The sequence below is a fragment of the Aestuariibaculum sp. YM273 genome (assembly GCF_030908365.1).
Taxonomy (GTDB): Bacteria; Bacteroidota; Bacteroidia; order Flavobacteriales; family Flavobacteriaceae; genus Aestuariibaculum; species Aestuariibaculum marinum.
Window position 1 is genome coordinate 185,153 of the sequence record NZ_CP133090.1, and the last position, 20,117, is coordinate 205,269.

Consider the following 20,117-nt stretch of genomic DNA (forward strand, 5'->3'; position numbering starts at 1 on the left):
TAGTTTTTGTTTGTTTAGTTTTTTGATGCTCTATTCTTTTTAAAGAAAATCGCTATCAAAAGTTGATGGTTTGTAATTGCTTTCATGTCATAATGTTTGTTTAGTTTTATTTAGTTAGTTATTGGTGATTCTTTTATTTATTAATTGACTAATTTGAATTGGTAAGAATAACTATACTGTTTATCATGTAAACGGTATTGCTTGTGAGGATAAGCCCCCCAGCTATTGTCTCCGCCTACCCCGCGTTGTTTTAAATCGACATGTAAATAGACTTTATCCTTTTCTACTTCTATATCCGTTGGGTGTCTTTGTGATTTATATTTCCCGCCATCTAAAGTTTCCGTTGCCATATTTAAGGCACTAAATCCTAAGGGTTGCTCTCCAATGATTTGTAATCCTTGATTTGCTGAATTTTCTAAGGTTAACCAACGCACATCGGTTTTATAACCAGCTTCCTGCGGACGAATGTATTCCCAGGTAAACTGGTTTTCAACATTATCTTGATAAATGCCAACAAAAGACGATGTATTTCTATCGGAATAGTTTTCCCAAGGCCCTCTTCCGTAGTAGGATAAATTATCATAGCTTCCTGCTAACACCATTCGCATCCCAAACCTTGGTAACTCAGGTAACTCTTTACCTTTCATATCAATGCTTGCTGTAATTTTTACAGAACCATCATTTTGAATAAGATACTCTATTGTATATGGAACATCGAGTTTTGTAATTGTAAATTCAACTCTTACCGGAAGTCCGCTTACTGTTTTGTCTCCAACCTCTACACTATTAACCTTTAAATTCTGATGTGCTAATTTCCAATCACCCAAACGTTCAGGCATTTTATTACCATAATCGTTATCGGTTGGTGCTCTCCAGAAAAATGGTTCCGGAAATTGTGTGATGATTTTTGAATCGCTATTCACAAAACCATATTCGGTAAGTCTCCCTGTGTTTAAATCGAAGCTGCCCTCAATAGTTCCGCTTGAAAAACTTAAGATCTCATCTTTTACTTTATACTCTAAAACCCCTGTATGAGTTAAGCTTGTATTGAAATATGAGTGTCCTCCCAATTGAAATTGCTCTCTGGCTATTTCATGATTGGCCGGCACTAATGGTGCTTCATACTTCGTATAACCATAAACATCTAAATAATATTCTTTTTCTGTATCTAAAACAGGTAAGCCTAAAGTCACAGCATCCGTTTGGTTTGGTTGTGTTGAAACTTCAAATGTTCCTTCCTTAACTACAACCCCATCAGCTTTTAATTGCCACTTGAAAGTGTACTGATCTAAACTTGTAAAGTCATACTCATTCGTCACCTTTAAAACATTCTCATTAAGCTTAAACGAGATATTTTGATATACTTTTTTAACTTCTTCCAGGGCCGGATGTGGCGTTCTATCTGCAGACACCAATCCATTCGCACAAAAGTTTTCATCATGTTGTAGGTTTTCACCTCCTAAATCTCCTCCGTAAGCCCAGAACATTCTACCATCTTCAGTTTCTGTTTTTAAACCTTGATCTACCCAATCCCAGATAAATCCACCCTGCATTTTCGGACTCAAGTTCATAATATCCCGGTACTCCTGAAAATTCCCATTGCTATTCCCCATGGCATGCGAGTATTCACACATGATAAACGGACGCGTTTTGTTAGATTCTGCATAATCTTTCATCGTTCCCATTCCTGGGTACATGGGACAAACAATATCGGTATCAGCATTTTCATCGGCTTGTTCAAACTGTACAAAACGTGTTGTATCTCTTTCCTTTAACCATTTGTAACCTTCGTAAAATACGGGGCCATTACCACACTCATTACCCATAGACCAAAGAATGATTGAGGTTGCATTTTTATCCTGCTCCAACATACGTTGCATTCTATCTAAATGCGCTGGTGCCCATTCAGGAAGATATGCCGGATGTTTTTCTTTATCGAACCACCCTTGTTTTTCAGCTCCCATTGCATGGGTTTCAATGTTCGCTTCGTCAACAATGTAAAATCCGTATTCATCAGCTAACTCATATAAATATGGATCATGTGGATAATGACTCATACGAATCGAATTGATATTATTTTGCTTCATGACTTTCAAATCCAACAGCATAGTTTCTCTATTAGGCTTATGCCCAGAGATACCATCATGCTCGTGAAGATTTACACCATTCACCATTAAAGGCTCTCCGTTAATCATTAACTGTGCATCTTTAATTTCAACTTTTCTAAATCCTATTTTCTTTGAAATTACCTGAGTATTCTTTTTATCCTCTAGTGAAATAATATATCGATATAAATAAGGCGATTCTGCGCTCCATTTCTCTACATTATTTATGGTTGCTAAAAAATTCACCTTATTTTCTGAAGCCTTAATTTTCTTTTCTTCAGCATACACTTCTTTTCCATTGGCATCAACCAAACGAATAGATGCCACTTGGTTTTTGAAAGCCTTTTTTCCGAACTGTCTTAAATCGATATTAACATTAAAAAGTCCATTAGTATACGTCTCATCTAAATTAGCCTTAGCGAAATAATCCCAAATGGTGGTTTTAGGCATCGCCTGTAAATACACATCACGTTCAATACCGCTTAAACGCCAGAAATCCTGATCTTCTAAATAACTACCATCATGCCAACGGAACACTTGTACCGCCAACACGTTGTCTCCTTTATTTAAATACTCGGTGATATCAAATTCAGCAGCTGTTTTCGAAGCCTTGGTCATTCCTACTTCCTCTCCATTTAAAAAGATTCTCGCATATCCTGAAATTGACCCAAAGTGTAAAATCACTGCTTTGTCTTCCCAACCTTTAGCTACTTTAAAAGAGGTTCTGTAAGTCCCTACCGGATTATAGCTTTCATCTATAAACGGAGGGTTTTTAGGAAATGGATAAGTTACATTGGTATAGATAGGCGTATCATAACCCTCTATTTCCCAGTTTGAAGGCACACTAATTTCATTCCATTTAGAATCGTCTAAATCAACTTTATAAAAGTCTAAAGGTCTTTCGTTTGGGGTTTTAACAATATTAAATTTCCAAGTACCATTTAAACTCTTGTAATATTTAGACTTATCTGCTACACCTGTTAAAGCAGAAGCTTCATCTTCATATAAAACAAATGATGATCTTCCCGGTTCCTTATTCCTATCCAATATAGAAGGATTCTCCCATTCATTTTTACTGTTTTGAGAAAAACCTAAATTGACAAGCAAAAAGCATAACGGAACTAAAATTAGTTTACGCATTGTTTAATTAGTTTATATTTTATTTAGTTGTTGAATTATTAAATTGTACTAATGACACTTTTAATAATATTACAAATTTGATTAATTTTAAACTGAGTAAAAGGGGGCAAATCGACTTATGTGAGGGTAATAAATGTCCAAATGACAATTTTTACCCTATCGCAAAACAAACACAAACACCTATACTTCAATAAATTGACCCTAAAACCCTTTATTTTTCTAAATTCTATTATGTTTATACCTCATCATCGCTTCGATTAAATAATAATCACCATAACTAAGCGGCACATCTATTTCTGTTTTCTCTGGAATATGTCCAACACCGTGTTTTAAAAGAAATCCACCATTGGTATTATCCTTTGCTATATAATCTTCAGATGTTAATGTTTGTATCATGGTTTTGGCTGCAGAATTATACTTTTCAACCAAATCACCTTCCACATAATGTTTCAATTCTAAAAATGCGGATGCCATAATTGCTCCAGCTGAAGAATCTCTGAGAGCATTAGGAATATCAGGCGCATTAAAATCCCAATAAGGCACCATATCTTGCGGCATGTTTGGATGATTTAAAATAAAACTGGCAATACCATTAGCCTGAGCCAGATATTTTTTATCCTTGGTTTCACGATACATTACCGTATAACCATATAATCCCCAGGCCTGCCCTCGAGCCCATGCCGACTCATCTGAATATCCTTGTGCCGTACGTTTCTTTTTTACAGAACCATCATTTTTATCATAATTTACTACGTGGTAAGAACTATAATCATTTCTAAAATGATGATCCATCGTCGTATTAGCGTGGGTAACGGCTATATTGTAATATTTTGGATCTTTACTGTATTTCGAAGCCCAGAATAACAGTTCTAAATTCATCATATTATCAATAATCACTAAATAATCATCTTCCGAGGAATCCCAAGATTTAATACACCCAACCGTATCATTAAACCTTGACGATAAAGATTTAGCACTATTCATTAAAATCTCTTTATATTCCGGTGATGGATTTAAGCGTTCGGCGTTACCAAAGCTGCAAAACATCATAAATCCTAAGTCGTGTGTCGTCGTATTATACTCCTCACGCTTTAAATCGGTCAGCACGCGATCTATTTCTTTGGAAAAAATAGGGTTGGATATATTTTCATTTAAATACAATAATGACCCTGGATAAAATCCACTACACCACCATCCGGAACGGCTGGTTTCTAGCTTATCCTGACCAGCATAATAGGTTTTGGGGTATCTACCTTCCGGTAAAATCTCCTTTAAGTGTTCATATTGTGATGCTGCTATTTTTAAAGTATCATCAATTTTGCCCATTAAAGGATCTACTCTTTTACATGAGTTAAAAGAGCAGATAAGCGCTATTAATATTAAACTTTGTTTTATCATGTCATTTGTCTTATTTACGACCTCTTAATTTGTTTATTTTTTTTACCTCTAATATTTTTACTTCTGATGAACTTGTATTCGCCACCCCTTCTCCATCTATTTGAGTTACATTTTGAAAAAATATATGAAGCTGCTTTTTACTATTCCATAAGGCGATATCATAATTAGGCTCCCACTGCCCTACCGATAACTCACTGATATCGATTACACTCCATGGTGTTTTTTTATCGATATTGTTTGAATAGGCCATAGAAACTTTATTACCTCTGGACTCTTCTCTAAAGAGAATCCCAACAACCTCATCATCAACTAAAATATCTGGCCTCGATATAGGAATACTTTTAGTGCCTCCTCCTCCTAACACGAATGATTCATCTCTAAAGCCTGTATTAATTTTATGCCAGGCAGCATCTTTCAAATACACTATCTGGTACTGAGGGATGGTTCCTTCATTCCAATAACTTACTATAAATGGATTCCCTTCACTATCTGCTGTAATAGCTGTCTGATTAATTAAATTACTGTTTTTAGGAATTTTATAAGCATACTCAGCCGTAGCCAAGGTTATAGGTAATTTATAAGTTTTAGAAGTAGACTTTTTCCATGTTAAACCACCATCATAAGAACGCGCATAACACAAATCATGATTGGTTTCTACTCCCCAGGTTTCTCTCCAAACCCATGATAAATGAATGACTCCTTTTGCATCTACAGCAGTTTGCCAATAAGCACTGCGCTGACCTTCACCATCTATGAGATTACTCTGTATTTGAGACCACTGTTTTAATTGAGTATCGTAAGAATTAATTACCAGATTACCCCGCCCAGATTCTCCTGAACGGTAAAAAAACAATAGATTTCGATTAGGCAAATTATAGAATTCAGGATAGGTAACTTTGTCTTCTTGTTTTCCGGTCATTGACAATTCCTCTCCTAATTCTAAACTTAAGGGTGTTTTACTTTTAGCATATCGTAATCGGGTATTATGGTGGTCCCAACTTACGTGTAAAAACCCATCGCCATCAATGCCAATACTTATATCGTTATGAGCATCTTTAGTATTTCCTTTGTATGGTGTTTCTAGTGTTTCCCAATTAGAATCATTAACCTTACGCTTACCTAAAACTAAATAACTGTTCTGATTGTAATAAGCAACAAATTGAAAACCTGAATGTGTAGTGATAGCATTTTTTCTAAACTTTACGGTATTTACTGAATTTTTACTCCAGCCTTCACCTACATAAGAATATCTAATGTTTTGTGCACAAGACACAAAACAAAAAATGCTGAAAAAAACTAACAAGTATTTAGACATTAATAATACGCTTCTTGTCATCTTAATTAGTAAAATGTAAAATCTCTAGTTTATGGTTTTTGTTTTTAAAGTGTTAAAAAGTCACTTATAAAACTGGTCAGTAAAATTGATTAAAAAATGATATTTAAAACGGGTACAAAATGGTTTAAAGAGGGACACAAAATGTCCAAACACCTTTATTTCAAAAGGATTTCGAGATATCTTGAGTAAAAAAAGTTAATAACTCTTAAATGAACACTATTCATTAAAAAACAAGGTAGCTTCATAAAATTAATGTGGTTAATTTGTAAATACTAGTTTTTAGAGAATTCTGAAGGCAGCTTTTCAAACTGTTCCTTAAACAGTTTTCTAAAATATTTTACGTTGTTAAAACCAACTTCGTATGATGCTTGTGCGATAGTATATTTTCCGGTTTTAATTAGCTCTGCAGCCTTATCTAATTTAACTTTTCTAATAAATTGATTGATATTTAAACCTGTTATCGCTTTCAACTTTCTAAATAATGATGTCCTACTCATTCCCATATTCTGAGCCACATCCCAGACATCCATTTTTTCCTGATCTAAATTTTCAAGAATAACCTGAGTTAACTTATTTAAAAAGCCCTTCTCTTGATCCAGCAGAGAATTTTTATCCTCAACACCTTCTAGCTTAACACCTTCTTTGTTTAAGAAATAATCTCTTAATTGCTTTCTGGTATCAAGTAAATTTCGAATTCTAGCCTGTAATACTTGTCCACTAAAAGGCTTTACAATATAATCATCAGCCCCATATTTAAAACCTTCCTGTATACTTTCTGTATTGCCTTTGGCTGTTAGCAGTATTATTGGAATATGTGTGGTTTCGGTAGTATCTTTTAATGCATTGCAAAGTTCTATTCCATTTAATTTTGGCATCATGACATCAGATACTATTAAATCAGGAATATATCGCTTTGCTTTCTCCACACCTTCTTCTCCATTGTTAGCGTAAATAAGATCGTATTTACCTTCTAATAAGCCATCTAAATATTTTAATATATCCGGATTATCGTCTATTAATAATACCAGTTCCTTACTTTCACTTACATTAAGGTTTGCCGAGGTTTTTGCGTTTTTTTCCAATTCTGAAACAGGCACCCATTCCTCTACTTCTATCGACTCTTCTTTATCTGTTGTATTCGAGGTATCTAAAACAGCATTGACAAACAAGGATTTGTCACGAGGAATAACCATCGTAAAAGTACTCCCCTTGTTAACCTCACTTTCAATTTGAATGGTTCCCATATGTAACTCAGCAAAACTTTTTGAAAGTGCCAACCCAATACCTAAACCTTGTTTACTTTTAACTGAATTCGACTGATAATATCTTTCAAAAACATACTCCAATTCCTCTTTACTTATTCCATAGCCTGTATCTCGAACGTTAATCTCAAAACTTTCATCATCATAAACAAGAGACACATAAATATCTCCGCCATCCGGAGTGTATTTAAAGGCGTTTGATAGTAAGTTATTAAAAATAACATGCATCTTTTCTAAATCAAACCAAGCCGTAAAATTTTCATCTGGTAAATCGTAACTTAAGGATATGTTTCGCTTTTTAGCCAAAGGAAAATAGTTAACTATCCATTGTTCTAAACATTGGTTTAAATTATGCTCTTCAATACGCAGTTTACTTAAACCTAAATTGGCTTTTCTAAACTCCAAAAGTTTATTTATAGTTTGTAACAGCTGCTTCGCGTTTTTTTGAACCAGAGTTAAACTATTTTTATGTTTTATAGATTTAACTTCAGCTATTAAATCTTCTAAAGGAGCTAAAATTAAAGTTAAAGGGGTTTTTAATTCATGCGAAAAGCTTGTAAAAAAACGCATGCGCTCTTCATTAAAATTATATTCTAACTGGCGTTCCTTCTTTTCAATTACCAAAGAATTGATAAGCTTGATACGTTCGGTGTAATATTTCATAAACCAATATATCCCTGCGACAAGTAAAACTAAATACCCTATATATGCCCATGATGTTTTCCAAAACGGAGGTAAAACAGTTATTTTAATTTTTTTCACGGATTGATCTCCAGATCCAAATTTTGCTTTAACATTTAAATTATAATCACCAAAAGGTAGATTCACAAGATTTACTTTACCGTATTGACTAGTATTTACCCATCTATCATGAAAACCATCTACTCGAAAAGAATAGTCTACATTTTTAGCAAACGGAAATTTTAATGCCACATATTCTATAGAGAAAAATGTATGATTGGGTTGTAAATAAATATGGTCTTCAAAAAAAATGGATTCATCTAAAACGGCTTCCTTTTCATTATCGGAAACCTTTACTTTCTCATCGAGAACTTCTAAAAGTTTAAAAACAATAGGATAAGTTTCGCGTTTTGTGTGTAAGTTATCAGGATTAAAAATATTCAGTCCTTTATCACCACCTAAATAAACCATTCCGGAAGAAGTCATTAAACTTGATCCGACATTAAATTTCCCCTGCTGAATATTGGTATATGTGTTTAAATTATGAATTACATCTGTTAAGGCATTGTAATTACTAATTCCTTTATGGGTTCCTAACCATATATTTTCTTGATTCTCCATAACCATACTTGTTATGGTATTATTACTTAATCCATTTTTTTCAATAAATACAGTAATGTCATTAGTTTTTGGATTCAAACGAATGAGGCCTTCATTTTGTGTACCAGCCAAAACATCACCATTTGGCAATGTTAAAATGCTAAATATTACATCTGTTTTAAATCCTTCAATTGTTCTAGAATTATAAAACGTAACGGAATTAGTCTTTGGTTTATACTCCAAAATACCGTCTCCAAAAGTCGCCATCCATAAATGACCATAACTATCTTCTTTAATGTCTCTAATATCTAACTTCCCAATCTCAGAAATATAATCAAATGTATCTCCTTCTTCATTATATCTGTACAGTCCTCCACGATTAGTTCCTACCCAAATTTGTTTTTCAGCATCCTCAAACACCACCCGAACATCGCTTCCTTGTGAAATATTTCCTTGCAAATAATGCTTACACACACCTGTTTCAATATCCATTTTATTTAAACCTCCTTGATAGGTGCCAATCCATAGCCTTTTTTGAGAATCTTCAAGTAAAGCAATAATATAATTGTTACTTATTGAATTGGTATTTTTTGGGTCATTCTTAAAATACTCAAAAGACTTTGTTTCCGGATTAAACAAATCCAAACCTCCGCCATCAGTTCCTATCCATATTCGTCTATCATAACTTTCGGCCAATGCGCCTATTCTATCATGACTAATTCCTTTATTGGTAACTTTCTTTCGTATTAACTTAATTGGCTCGCCTGCTGGATTTACGTAGTTTAAACCTGTACTGGTACCAATCCACATATTTTTATCCTTATCCATTCTTAAAGACAGAACAGATCTATTAAAAACACTCGATCCGTCGTTGGCTGGTAAAAACCATTTGACTTGAAAATTGGTTTTTTGATGTATAAAATCGGATTTATTAATAATATTTAAACCTCCATTTCTGGTTCCTATCCAAAGTTGACCTGAATTATCTTCTTCAAAACATAACACCTCATCATCACTAAGTCCTTTTCCTTCTTTCATAGAAGTTCCCAAGTGTAAAGTATCCTGTGCCTTGGTTATTACATGGAGTCCATTGTGCTTAGTTCCAATCCATAAATTCCCTTGTCTATCATTATACAGCGCCTCTATAACAAATGACTCCCTATTTCCCTGTCCCCTTAGAGGAACTCGGGTTACTTTATCAGTCTTTACATTGATCTTATTTAACCCATGTTCTGAAGTACCTACCCAAAGTAACGAGTCTGCCTGATATTCCAGACTATTTATGTAATTTGATGATAATGAAGCTTCATCATCAGGTTTATGGGTATACACCTTGGTTTGTCTGTTCTTATCAAAAACCTGAATCCCTTTTTCCACCACACCTAAATAAATATCACCTGAAGCTGATAACTCCATATGAGAAATATTCTTTCCTAATAGCCCTTTTTCTTCATTTATAATTTCAAATTTTTCGGTCTTTGCATTATAAATATTAATCCCCTCTGGCGTAGCTACTAATAATTTATGCCCATTGAACGCTTTAATTTCATTAATAAAATCGTCGCTTAAGTTTTTATTACCATCTACATCCTCCCGCTTAAAAACTGTAAACTCGGTACCATCATACCTATTTAAACCATCCGAAGTTCCCACCCATATAAATCCTAAAGAGTCTTGAGTTATGGTATTAATTTCGTTGTTAGACAACCCTAACTCTACATCTAACAAATAAAAATACAATTCATTTTCTATGGAATTAAGCTCTTTCACTGAATTTTGAGCTGTTCCAATAGAAAAACAAAGGCATGTTATGTATAAGAAAAGTCGTTTCATTTTAATCTTTAAGATTAGGGATCTTTTGATAATTAAAAATTAAAGGTAGCAAATTCAAATTTTAAAATTCCTTCTTTTTAAAAACACAGGTCATTAAAGAACGCTTGGGAAGTAGTATTACAGAAGATTCATTTGTCTCAACCGGAGTCCGTTTTAAATTCATATTTGAATCACTTGTAGTTATATAAGTTTCCACCTTTGAAAACTCCTTTGGCACTCCTAAAAACTGGATTTTTTGATTAGCATAATGTTGATTTACAAGCACAACAACAATTTCATCTTTTGATGCATAGGCAGATTGAAGTATCCCGGAAATAGTTTCTTCATCTGATTTCTTATCCAACCTTACCGATTCTATTCGTTTCATTCCAGGCCTAATAAATCGGGAATAATGCCCCAAAGCCCACAACATTTTAGACTCGTAGAAACGTCCTCCATACTTGTTTTTATCAATGTAAATTAAACCATCTTTGTAATTATAAGGACTTATAGCCAGCCACCAGTGCCATGCCGAAGCATTTGCGAAAACCAAATCTGAATGAATCACTTTTGCTACATACAGACCAGCATCAATCCCCAGATCTCTCCCTCCTCCCTGAATTTCTTTGTTATCTTCAAGCACACAATATTCAGTCATCCAATACTCCAAATTTGTCTGACTCAATTTATCTCTTAAAACCTTCCTGGAATTAATCAAAGTCTTGGGACCCCAGGTCGTAAAGTAACTATGACCTGCCACTTTTTGAGCTACCGATTTTAAATGGCCTACATAACCTTCACTGTGTTCATCAAAAAAGTAATCGATTTGACTTCCTCGGTTAGGTTTATCCCCGGTTGTATATAAATAATCAATTTTAGCTGCTTCGGTTAATTCTATTTTACTTGATATTTGGTGTTCTTTAAAAGAAAAATCAATTTCCTTTACGGCTTTAACTATTTCTTCGTTAGTCCAAGGTGAGCCTTCTTGTTTGCAGCATTTCCAATCCCACTGAGGTTCGTTAAAAGGACTGACATAATCAAAGACTACTCCGGTATTTTCCTGAATACCTTTTACTACTTCTGATAAAAAATTAGCATACCTTCTATAATTACCAACTAATAAATTTGAACGTGCGCCATTATCAGACCAGGCTTTCTGATTTTGAGTATAAAATACTGGTGGACTGTTAACAAACCCTATAAAGGTGTTAACGCCATAGGCCTTTGCTTGCTTTAAAAACCACTGTTGTCCTTCCTGCTTATTAAAATTGAAAGTCCCATCTGCAGTAAGAAAACATTCGGCTTGTCTCCATTCATCTCTAATTTTAGCAATTTTAATTCCTTGTTCTGTACTTCCTGCGCCTATATTAAACCGCCATGCTGTTAACCCAATTCCTTCAGGACTTCCATCTTCCTTATTTTCTGTGCTAAACAGTAATTTTACTATTGCTTTCTTAGAATCTTCAGGCCAATACTTACCCACAAACTGAGTAGACCAGGCATCTGAAGCTCCGAAATTATGAATGGTTTGAAAGGTTTTTTCAGAATTTATTTTAAGTTTTAAAATATCCTCTTCAAAATGAATTGACTGAGCAAAGGTTTGATTCAAGAAAAGAAAAATGACATGAAGAAAAATATGATAGCTAATAAGCTTTTTTATTTGGTTATATAGATTCAATTTAATTGTTCTTATTTGGTATAGTTAATATTTTCAAATTTACTTAGATATCGATTACTTTTAGGGATACAATTTGTCTAAAACAGGGGGATGTTATGTTCTTCTCTTAAAATTTATTTTTCATCACCTCCACCCCAACACCCACAACTCTTTAAAAACAAGCTTATTACAACTTTAGTGTAGGCTATTTAATATTTAGTCAATATCTTTATACTGAAAATTCGAGCTTTAATGATTACCGAACTAAAAGAAAATTATGGCTATCTCTTTGAAGATGCGCTACTAAACGAAATAAATAACGTAGGAACCTACAAAGAAGTTCCCGAGGGATTTCAGCTTATGGATATAGGCGATTACATTAAATCGATGCCTTTATTGGTTAGTGGTGCCGTAAAAATTTTAAGAGAAGATGACAAAGGAGACGAACTCCTTCTCTATTTTATTGAACGCGGAGACACTTGTGCCATGACCTTATCCTGTTGTATGGGGCAAAAAAAGAGTGAAATACGCGCTGTTGCCGAAACTCCAACTAAACTCATCATGATTCCTGTGGAAAAAATGAGCGAATGGATGGGAAAATACAAGAGCTGGCAAAATTTCATCCTTCAAAGTTACCACGATAGAATGAGCGAGCTTTTGGAAGCTATAGATACCATTGCCTTTTTAAAAATGGATGAAAGACTTTTAAAATACTTAAAAGATAAAGCCATGGTAAATCATAATGATGTAATTAATGTTACCCACCAAAACATCGCTTTCGATTTACATACCTCTAGAGTTGTTATTTCCCGACTACTAAAATCCCTTGAAAATGCCGGTAAAATCAAACTAAACCGAAATAACATTAAAATTTTAGATCTTTAGAATATGTAACCAATGTTACAGTATGCCCCCGACAAGTAGCATAGTTTTGTGGCTTAAAATAAAATTATGACTGTTGTAGAAATTATAGGCTTTGTTGGCGCATTAATCATAGGACTTGTTCTAGGTTTAATTGGTGGTGGTGGTTCCATTTTAACCGTACCTCTACTAGTTTACCTGTTAGGTTTTAATCCTATTGTTGCTACAGCTTATTCTTTATTTGTTGTGGGGTCATCTTCTTTAGTTGGAGTAATTCAAAAAGCGAAGAAAAATTTAGTCGATTTTAAAATCGGATTATCTTTTTCATTTCCTTCGTTTTTAGCTGTATACATCTCCAGACGATTTTTAGTTCCTGGAATTCCTGAAAATATATTTACACTTAACGGCTATACATTAACTAAGGAAATGGCCATTATGGTGTTTTTTGCCATCATTATGTTTTTGGCAGCAACATCCATGATTAAAACCAAAAAGGAAGTTGTTGAAACCCACACCAAGCAACCTTATTATAAAACCTTTGTACAAGGATCTGTTATTGGTGTTATTACCGGATTAATTGGAGCCGGTGGTGGATTTTTATACGTTCCGGCATTAGTCCTTTGGGCGGGCTTACCAATGAAACGTGCCGTAGGAACCTCATTAGTTATCGTTTCCCTAAACTCAATTATAGGGTTTACAGGAGACTTACATACGTTAGATATTGACTGGACCTTCTTATTATCCTTCTCTTTTATCACTGTATTGGGAATCTTAATAGGAGGTTATTTATCGAAATACGTTTCTAACAAAAAATTGAAAAAAAGCTTTGGATGGTTTGTCCTAATTATGGCCGTTTACATCATCATTAAGGAGTTTTCACAACACTAATATTGTAACTTATGTTACGCCTTAATTTTTAAAAATAAACTAATTTTACACGAAATATCGATTTGATTATGAAGATAGAACAAATATATACCGGATGTTTAGCACAAGGAGCTTATTACATTGAAAGTAATGGTGAAGTCGCTATTATTGACCCTTTAAGAGAAGTATCTCCTTATATTAAAAAGGCTGAAGACAACAACGCTACTATCAAGTACATTTTTGAAACACACTTCCATGCCGATTTCGTAAGCGGACACGTAACGCTTTCAAAACAAACAGGTGCTCCTATTGTATATGGCCCTGAAGCCAATCCTAACTTCGATGCAATTATCGCTACCGATGGACAGGAATTTAAATTAGGGAATATCACCATTGTGGCCCTACATACACCTGGTCATACTATGGAAAGTACGACATATCTTTTAAAGGATGAAAACGGAAACAACCACGCTATTTTTAGTGGTGACACCCTATTCCTTGGTGATGTTGGTCGTCCTGATTTAGCACAAAAAGCAGCTAGTATGACTCAGGAGCAATTAGCCGGGTTATTATTCGATAGTTTACGCACTAAAATTATGCCATTAGCAGACGATGTTATTGTATACCCTGCTCACGGTGCGGGTTCTGCTTGTGGTAAAAACTTAAGTAAACAAACCGTTGGGACTATTGGTGAGCAAAAAGCAACCAACTATGCCCTGCGTGCCGATATGACTAAAGAAGAGTTTGTTCAGGAAGTTACCGATGGTTTATTGCCACCTCCACAATACTTCCCGTTAAACGTAAAAATGAATAAAGAAGGTTACGACGATATTGATGATGTTTTAGAACGCGGAACACGACCTTTAGAACCTAAAGAGTTTGAAGCTATTGCGAACGAAACCGGAGCCATTATTTTAGATGTGCGTCATCAGAATGATTTCGTTAAAGGACATATTCCAAGATCTATTTTTATAGGTATCGATGGTGGTTTTGCGCCATGGGTAGGTGCGCTTATCGCCGATGTAAAGCAACCTATTCTTTTAGTAGCTCCAGAAGGACGAGAAGAAGAAACCATCATTCGTTTATCGCGTGTAGGATTCGACAATACGTTGGGGTATTTAAAAGGTGGATTTGAAGCCTGGAAACACAATGGTTTCGAATACGATACCATTTCATCAATTTCTGCTGACGAATTCAAGTCAATATTAGATAAAGAAGAGGTTCCTGTTTTTGATGTTAGAAAAGATGGTGAATTTAAATCGGAGCATGTGGTAAATGCACATCACACATCGCTTGATTATTTAAACGATTATTTAGCCGAATTCCCTGAAGACAAACCATTCTACGTTCACTGTGCTGGTGGATACCGATCGGTAATCGCTGCTTCTATTTTAAAGAGCAGAGGTATCCATAACTTAGTTGATGTTGCCGGTGGTTATGCTGCTATTAAAAATGCAGGCATCCCGACAACAAACTACGTTTGTCCTTCTACTTTAAAATAAATTTTAAGATTATATAGATTAAAAGAGAGCGGTTATACCGCTCTTTTTTTTTGTAACAAAGGTTACCCCCTGAATCGGTTTTGTATCGTAAATTTATAGCATAATATTTAACACTAAAATTCAATTTAACATGTCCATATTATCATTCCTTTTCGGAACAAAAGACGAGAATATCACAGTATTATCAGCGTCCGATTTTAAAACACATATTCAAAAGAAAAACGTTCAATTAATTGATGTTAGAACCCCTAACGAATTTAAATCCGGATCTATTAAAAACGCGAAAAACATCGATATTTTCAACAGTGCGTTTACCTCAAAATGCGAAGCTTTAAAGAAAGATCAAGCGGTTTATGTGTATTGCCAAAGTGGTGGCAGAAGTCGCAGCGCCTCTAAAAAATTATCAAGTATGGGATTCACCGAAATCTACGATTTACAAGGTGGAATTTCTAGTTACCGTTAAAAAAACAGGATATGCAAACAACAATAATAATTCAAAATCTTAAATGCGGAGGTTGTGCGAAAACCATAACCAATAATTTAAATTCCATCGACGGTATTTCTAATCTTGATGTTGATGTAAATAAAAGCAGTGTAAGCTTCGATTGCAATGATGAAGTTGAAGTAGTAAAAGTAAAAACCAAATTGAAGGCTCTTGGTTATCCATCGATTGAAGATGACAACAATTTTTCGTCTAAGGCCAAATCCTTTGTGAGTTGTGCTACAGGTAAACTTTCAAAATAACACATTATGAAAGCAAAATTCCTTACTTTACTTGTATTGGTTGCAACATTTTCAAGTTGTAAAAATAACGACAAACAAAACCCTGTTGTTACAGAACAACCTAAAGAGGCAACTGTTCATCCCGGTAAAAAATTAATGGAAACGTATTGCTACAGTTGTCATGATGCAACAACAAGTCATGACAATAGATTAGCACCTCCCATGATTGCTATAAAAAAGCGTTACATCTCGGCGAATACAACCAAAGAAGAATTTACCAACGATATGTTGTTATGGATGAAAAAACCTTCGGAAGAAATTTCAAAAATGCCCGGTGCTGTAGAACGTTTTGGTGTCATGCCTATCATGGTTTTTCCTGACCGCGTTATTAAACAAATCTCTGAATATATGTACGACAACGATATTGCCCAACCCGAATGGTTTGAAGCGCATTTTAAACAGCAGCAGGGTAAACGAAAAGGCATGGGCATGAATAAAAGCCTATAGATGTTAAAACAGTATATCCTGTTAGGTTATTTTCACCTAAACGACAAAATTGTTGGTTACGTTATAAACCTAGAAATAGGTCTATAAAAACTAAACTTTAGTATATATTTATTTAAATGATATGAGTAGTTTTTCAGAAATAATAAATCAAGACAAACCGGTTTTGGTCGATTTTTTTGCAGAATGGTGTGGTCCTTGTAAAATGCAAAGCCCAATACTTAAAGATGTAAAAGAAGCGCTGCAAGATCAGGTGTCGATTATAAAAATAGATGTAGACAAAAATCAGTCTATAGCAACTAAATTTCAGGTACGCGGTGTACCAACTTTAATGATTTTTAAAAACGGAAAGCAATTATGGCGTCAGTCTGGCGTACTTCAAAAGAATGATTTAATTTCGTTATTACAATCATACAAATAGTCTATGGATTTATCGGAAAGTTATTGGGATAACCGATACAAAACCAATAATACAGGTTGGGATATTGGTCATATTTCAACACCAATAAAAACCTATATCGATCAGCTCACCAATAAAGATTTAAAAATTTTAATTCCCGGTGCTGGTAATGCATACGAAGCGGAATACTTATTTCATTCGGGGTTTAAAAACGTTTATGTTATAGACTTCTCTAAAACAGCTTTAGATAATATTAAGGCTCGTATTCCTGAGTTTCCTAAAAGCCAAATGATACAAGGTAATTTTTTCCATTTAAACGACCATTTCGATTTGGTTATCGAACAAACCTTTTTCTGCGCCATCAATCCTGAATTGCGTATAAAATACGTAAAAAAAATGCATGAAATTTTAAAGCCAAACGGAAAACTGGTCGGGCTTTTATTTGATATGCCTTTAACACAAACTGAACCTCCTTTTGGGGGCTGTGAAGCTGATTACAGGAACTATTTCAGTCCTTATTTCAATATCGAATTATCACCTTGTTACAATTCAATAAAACCAAGACATGGCAGGGAATTATTCATTAAAATGACACATAAACAAGTTGATTAAAAAGGACTTATGTAACATTTATTACAAAGCATTTCACTTAAAAACAATAACTTGCAGAAGATTAATAATGTATAAAACTATACTCCCATATTAATTGATTAATAGGCCAAAAAGCTTTCTTGAAAAAGGAAGCTTTTTTTTATGTCTTTTCAGAAGATTTCAATTTCTGTGCCGTATTTTTGTTAGGAATCAAACCCACCCCTATGGAAGACATGCTTTTCTATGATAGAATGCAATTCGCATTCACCATTACCTTTCACTACTTGTTTCCGCAATTAACCATGGGATTGTCTTTAATGATTGTCTGGTTTAAATGGAAATTTTTAAGAACACAAATCGAAAAATATAATGATGCAGCAAAGTTCTGGATGAAAATATTCGCGATTAACTTTGCTATGGGCGTGGTGACTGGCATACCAATGGAATTTCAATTTGGCACCAACTGGGCGAAGTTCTCTGAACTCACCGGAGGGATTATTGGTCAGACCCTAGCTATGGAAGGTATGTTCTCCTTTTTTCTGGAATCCTCGTTTTTAGGTCTTTTCCTTTTTGGTGAAAAACTTCTCGGGCACAAACTCCATTTTATAACCGGATTCTTAGTCTTTTTAGGGTCTTGGGCCAGTGGCTATTTAATTATCGCCACACATTCGTGGATGCAACATCCGGTAGGTTATGAAATTATAGAAAATGGAAAGTTTGTTCTTAATAATTTTGGTGCCCTGTTTTCAAATCCTTGGTTACTACCATCTTATTTACATAATCAATTAGCATCCATTATTACCGCCGCTTTTGTAGTCTCGTCTGTTGGTGCTTTTTATCTATTAAACAATAAACATAGTGACTTCGGAAAATTATTTCTTAAAACCGGTGTTATTTTTGGTTTGGTTTCAAGTGTTTTAGTAGCTTTCCCTACGGGCGATTTAGTGGCTAAAAACGTTGTAAAACATCAGCCGGTAACTTTCGCAGCCATGGAAGGGATTTTTGAAACCGAAGAAGGCGGTAGTGAAATAGTTTTAATTGGTCAGCCCAACATCCTTGAAAAGAAATTAGACAATAAAATAGCAGTTCCTAATATACTAAGTTTTTTAACCTATCAGGAGTGGGATGCCGAAATTAAAGGCCTTAATGAATTTGAACCCAACACCTACCCAACGAATATTCCCGGCTTGTACTATGCGTATCATATTATGGTTGGACTGGGAACTATTTTTATTGGATTGATGTTTTTAGCAGCTATTCAGTTGTTCAGAAAAAAACTCTTTACAACTAAATGGATTTTATGGGCATTACTGTTTATGGTACCCTTTCCGTATATCGCAAACACAACAGGATGGTATACTGCCGAACTGGGGCGTCAGCCGTGGTTGGTTTACAATTTGCTACGAACCACCGAAGGTATCTCGCCTACGGTATCCTCTGGAAACACTTTATTCACCTTACTCGGATTTATTGGACTATACCTATTATTAGGACTACTCTTTTTAATCCTTGTCGGAAAAATTATTTATAAAGGCCCACAAACTATAAAGCACTAACTATGGAATTATTCTGGTATATCGTTTTAATGACTATGCTAACCGTTTATGTTATTTTAGATGGTTACGATTTTGGAGCAGGAATTGTGCATTTATTCTTTGCTAAAACTGAAAAAGATAAAAAAGCCATCACCAATGCTATTGGTCCGTTTTGGGATGCCAACGAAGTCTGGCTTATTGCTGCCGGTGGCGTTTTATTTTTTGCCTTCCCTACCCTTTACGCGTCTTCGTTTAGCGGGTTTTATCTACCGTTAATTATGATTTTATGGTTGCTTATTTTCAGAGCTATTGGTTTAGAGTTACGCGGACAAATACACAACAAAATTTGGGAAACCATCTGGGATAAAGCCTTCGGAATAGCGAGCTTACTTTTAGCTTTATTCTTCGGAATTGCCTTAGGAAACGTGGTGCGTGGCGTTAATTTAGGCATGGTGACTGATGGTGTTTCAGCACACGAACCGCATTATTTCTTTTTACCGCTTTGGAACCCGACCTTCAGTCCCAGAGCCGAGCATTTAGGGATTATTGACTGGTTTACCATTCTACTAGGAATTATTGGCGTTATAGCCTTAACCATTCACGGGGCGAACTGGATTATTTACAAAACCAATTCCGAATTAAATTTGAAACTAAAAAGCATCGTATTTAAACTGAATTTTGGGTTGCTTACTTTGGTTGTTCTATCCCTTTTCATCTGGCACATTATCGAACCACAACCGTTCCATAACTTTATAAAAACACCTTGGTTATGGATTTTCCCTATCATTACTTTTACAGGATTATTCGGCTTGTTTAAAGTAAGAACCTTCAAAAAAGATGGCATGGGATTTTTATTTTCGTCGCTGTTTTTATTCGGAGGAATCACCTCAACAGTGGCATCTATTTTTCCGAAGCTATTGCCCTCAACTAATACCACAAACCCAGATTTAACCATTTACAACATGGCTGCCGACAGTTACGGACTTTCAATTGGTGTGAACTGGTTTATTATAGCGGTAATTTTAGTGGCTGGTTACTTTACCATTCAGTATAAAGTATTTAAAGGAAAAATGGATAATGTAGGCTACGGAGAGCACTAGCATTATCCATTTTAAGATCCTTTATAGTTTAATTAAATGCTGG

15 protein-coding genes are annotated in these 20,117 nt (G+C 34.7%); 10 read left to right on the top strand and 5 right to left on the bottom strand.

Annotated elements, in window-relative coordinates:
* Positions 1–140: 140 nt before the first annotated feature.
* The 5 genes from RBH94_RS00760 to RBH94_RS00780 all read right to left on the bottom strand — a co-directional run bounded on the left by RBH94_RS00760 (position 141) and on the right by RBH94_RS00780 (position 11,943).
* Positions 141–3,245 carry a glycoside hydrolase family 2 TIM barrel-domain containing protein gene (locus tag RBH94_RS00760; RefSeq protein ID WP_307881944.1) on the bottom strand — a complete coding sequence of 1,035 codons (3,105 nt, stop codon included), beginning with the start codon at positions 3,243–3,245 and terminating at the stop codon, positions 141–143.
* Positions 3,246–3,464: 219 nt separating this feature from the next.
* Positions 3,465–4,571 (bottom strand): glycoside hydrolase family 88 protein, encoded by a 1,107-nt coding sequence (locus tag RBH94_RS00765; protein ID WP_307881945.1) that lies wholly within the window; start codon positions 4,569–4,571, stop codon positions 3,465–3,467.
* 82 nt (positions 4,572–4,653) lie between these two features.
* Positions 4,654–5,958, bottom strand: coding sequence for a BNR repeat-containing protein (locus RBH94_RS00770; RefSeq protein ID WP_307881946.1), 1,305 nt, complete (start codon positions 5,956–5,958; stop codon positions 4,654–4,656).
* A 293-nt stretch (positions 5,959–6,251) separates the two neighbouring features.
* Positions 6,252–10,355 carry a two-component regulator propeller domain-containing protein gene (locus RBH94_RS00775; RefSeq protein ID WP_307881947.1) on the bottom strand — a complete coding sequence of 1,368 codons (4,104 nt, stop codon included), beginning with the start codon at positions 10,353–10,355 and terminating at the stop codon, positions 6,252–6,254.
* Between the two features lie 61 nt (positions 10,356–10,416).
* On the bottom strand, positions 10,417–11,943 hold the full coding sequence (locus RBH94_RS00780; protein ID WP_307881948.1) for a glycoside hydrolase: 1,527 nt from the start codon (positions 11,941–11,943) through the stop codon (positions 10,417–10,419).
* A gap of 300 nt (positions 11,944–12,243) precedes the next feature.
* Here RBH94_RS00780 and RBH94_RS00785 point away from each other — a divergent pair, with 300 nt between their 5' ends.
* The 10 genes from RBH94_RS00785 (at position 12,244) to cydB (ending at position 20,074) form a co-directional block, all read left to right on the top strand.
* Complete coding sequence (locus RBH94_RS00785) at positions 12,244–12,876, top strand: Crp/Fnr family transcriptional regulator (RefSeq protein WP_307881949.1); 633 nt, start codon at positions 12,244–12,246, stop codon at positions 12,874–12,876.
* Between the two features lie 66 nt (positions 12,877–12,942).
* A complete protein-coding gene (locus RBH94_RS00790; RefSeq protein WP_307881950.1) occupies positions 12,943–13,740 on the top strand; it encodes a sulfite exporter TauE/SafE family protein in 798 nt (265 codons plus the stop codon).
* A 68-nt stretch (positions 13,741–13,808) separates the two neighbouring features.
* Positions 13,809–15,221: a rhodanese-like domain-containing protein gene (locus RBH94_RS00795; protein WP_307881951.1), complete on the top strand. Its 1,413-nt coding sequence runs from the start codon at positions 13,809–13,811 to the stop codon at positions 15,219–15,221.
* A 130-nt stretch (positions 15,222–15,351) separates the two neighbouring features.
* The gene (locus RBH94_RS00800; protein WP_307881952.1) at positions 15,352–15,684 is read left to right on the top strand and encodes a rhodanese-like domain-containing protein; all 333 of its coding nucleotides are present in this window, start codon (positions 15,352–15,354) and stop codon (positions 15,682–15,684) included.
* 11 nt (positions 15,685–15,695) lie between these two features.
* A complete protein-coding gene (locus RBH94_RS00805; RefSeq protein WP_307881953.1) occupies positions 15,696–15,965 on the top strand; it encodes a heavy-metal-associated domain-containing protein in 270 nt (89 codons plus the stop codon).
* A gap of 6 nt (positions 15,966–15,971) precedes the next feature.
* Positions 15,972–16,451, top strand: coding sequence for a c-type cytochrome (locus tag RBH94_RS00810; protein WP_307881954.1), 480 nt, complete (start codon positions 15,972–15,974; stop codon positions 16,449–16,451).
* A 121-nt stretch (positions 16,452–16,572) separates the two neighbouring features.
* Complete coding sequence (gene trxA / locus RBH94_RS00815; RefSeq protein ID WP_307881955.1) at positions 16,573–16,869, top strand: thioredoxin; 297 nt, start codon at positions 16,573–16,575, stop codon at positions 16,867–16,869.
* A gap of 3 nt (positions 16,870–16,872) precedes the next feature.
* On the top strand, positions 16,873–17,460 hold the full coding sequence (locus tag RBH94_RS00820) for a methyltransferase domain-containing protein (RefSeq protein WP_307881956.1): 588 nt from the start codon (positions 16,873–16,875) through the stop codon (positions 17,458–17,460).
* A gap of 203 nt (positions 17,461–17,663) precedes the next feature.
* Positions 17,664–18,995, top strand: coding sequence for a cytochrome ubiquinol oxidase subunit I (locus RBH94_RS00825; protein ID WP_307883123.1), 1,332 nt, complete (start codon positions 17,664–17,666; stop codon positions 18,993–18,995).
* Between the two features lie 2 nt (positions 18,996–18,997).
* Entirely contained in the window at positions 18,998–20,074 is a 1,077-nt protein-coding gene (gene cydB / locus RBH94_RS00830; protein WP_307881957.1) for a cytochrome d ubiquinol oxidase subunit II, read from the top strand.
* Positions 20,075–20,117: the final 43 nt, after the last annotated feature.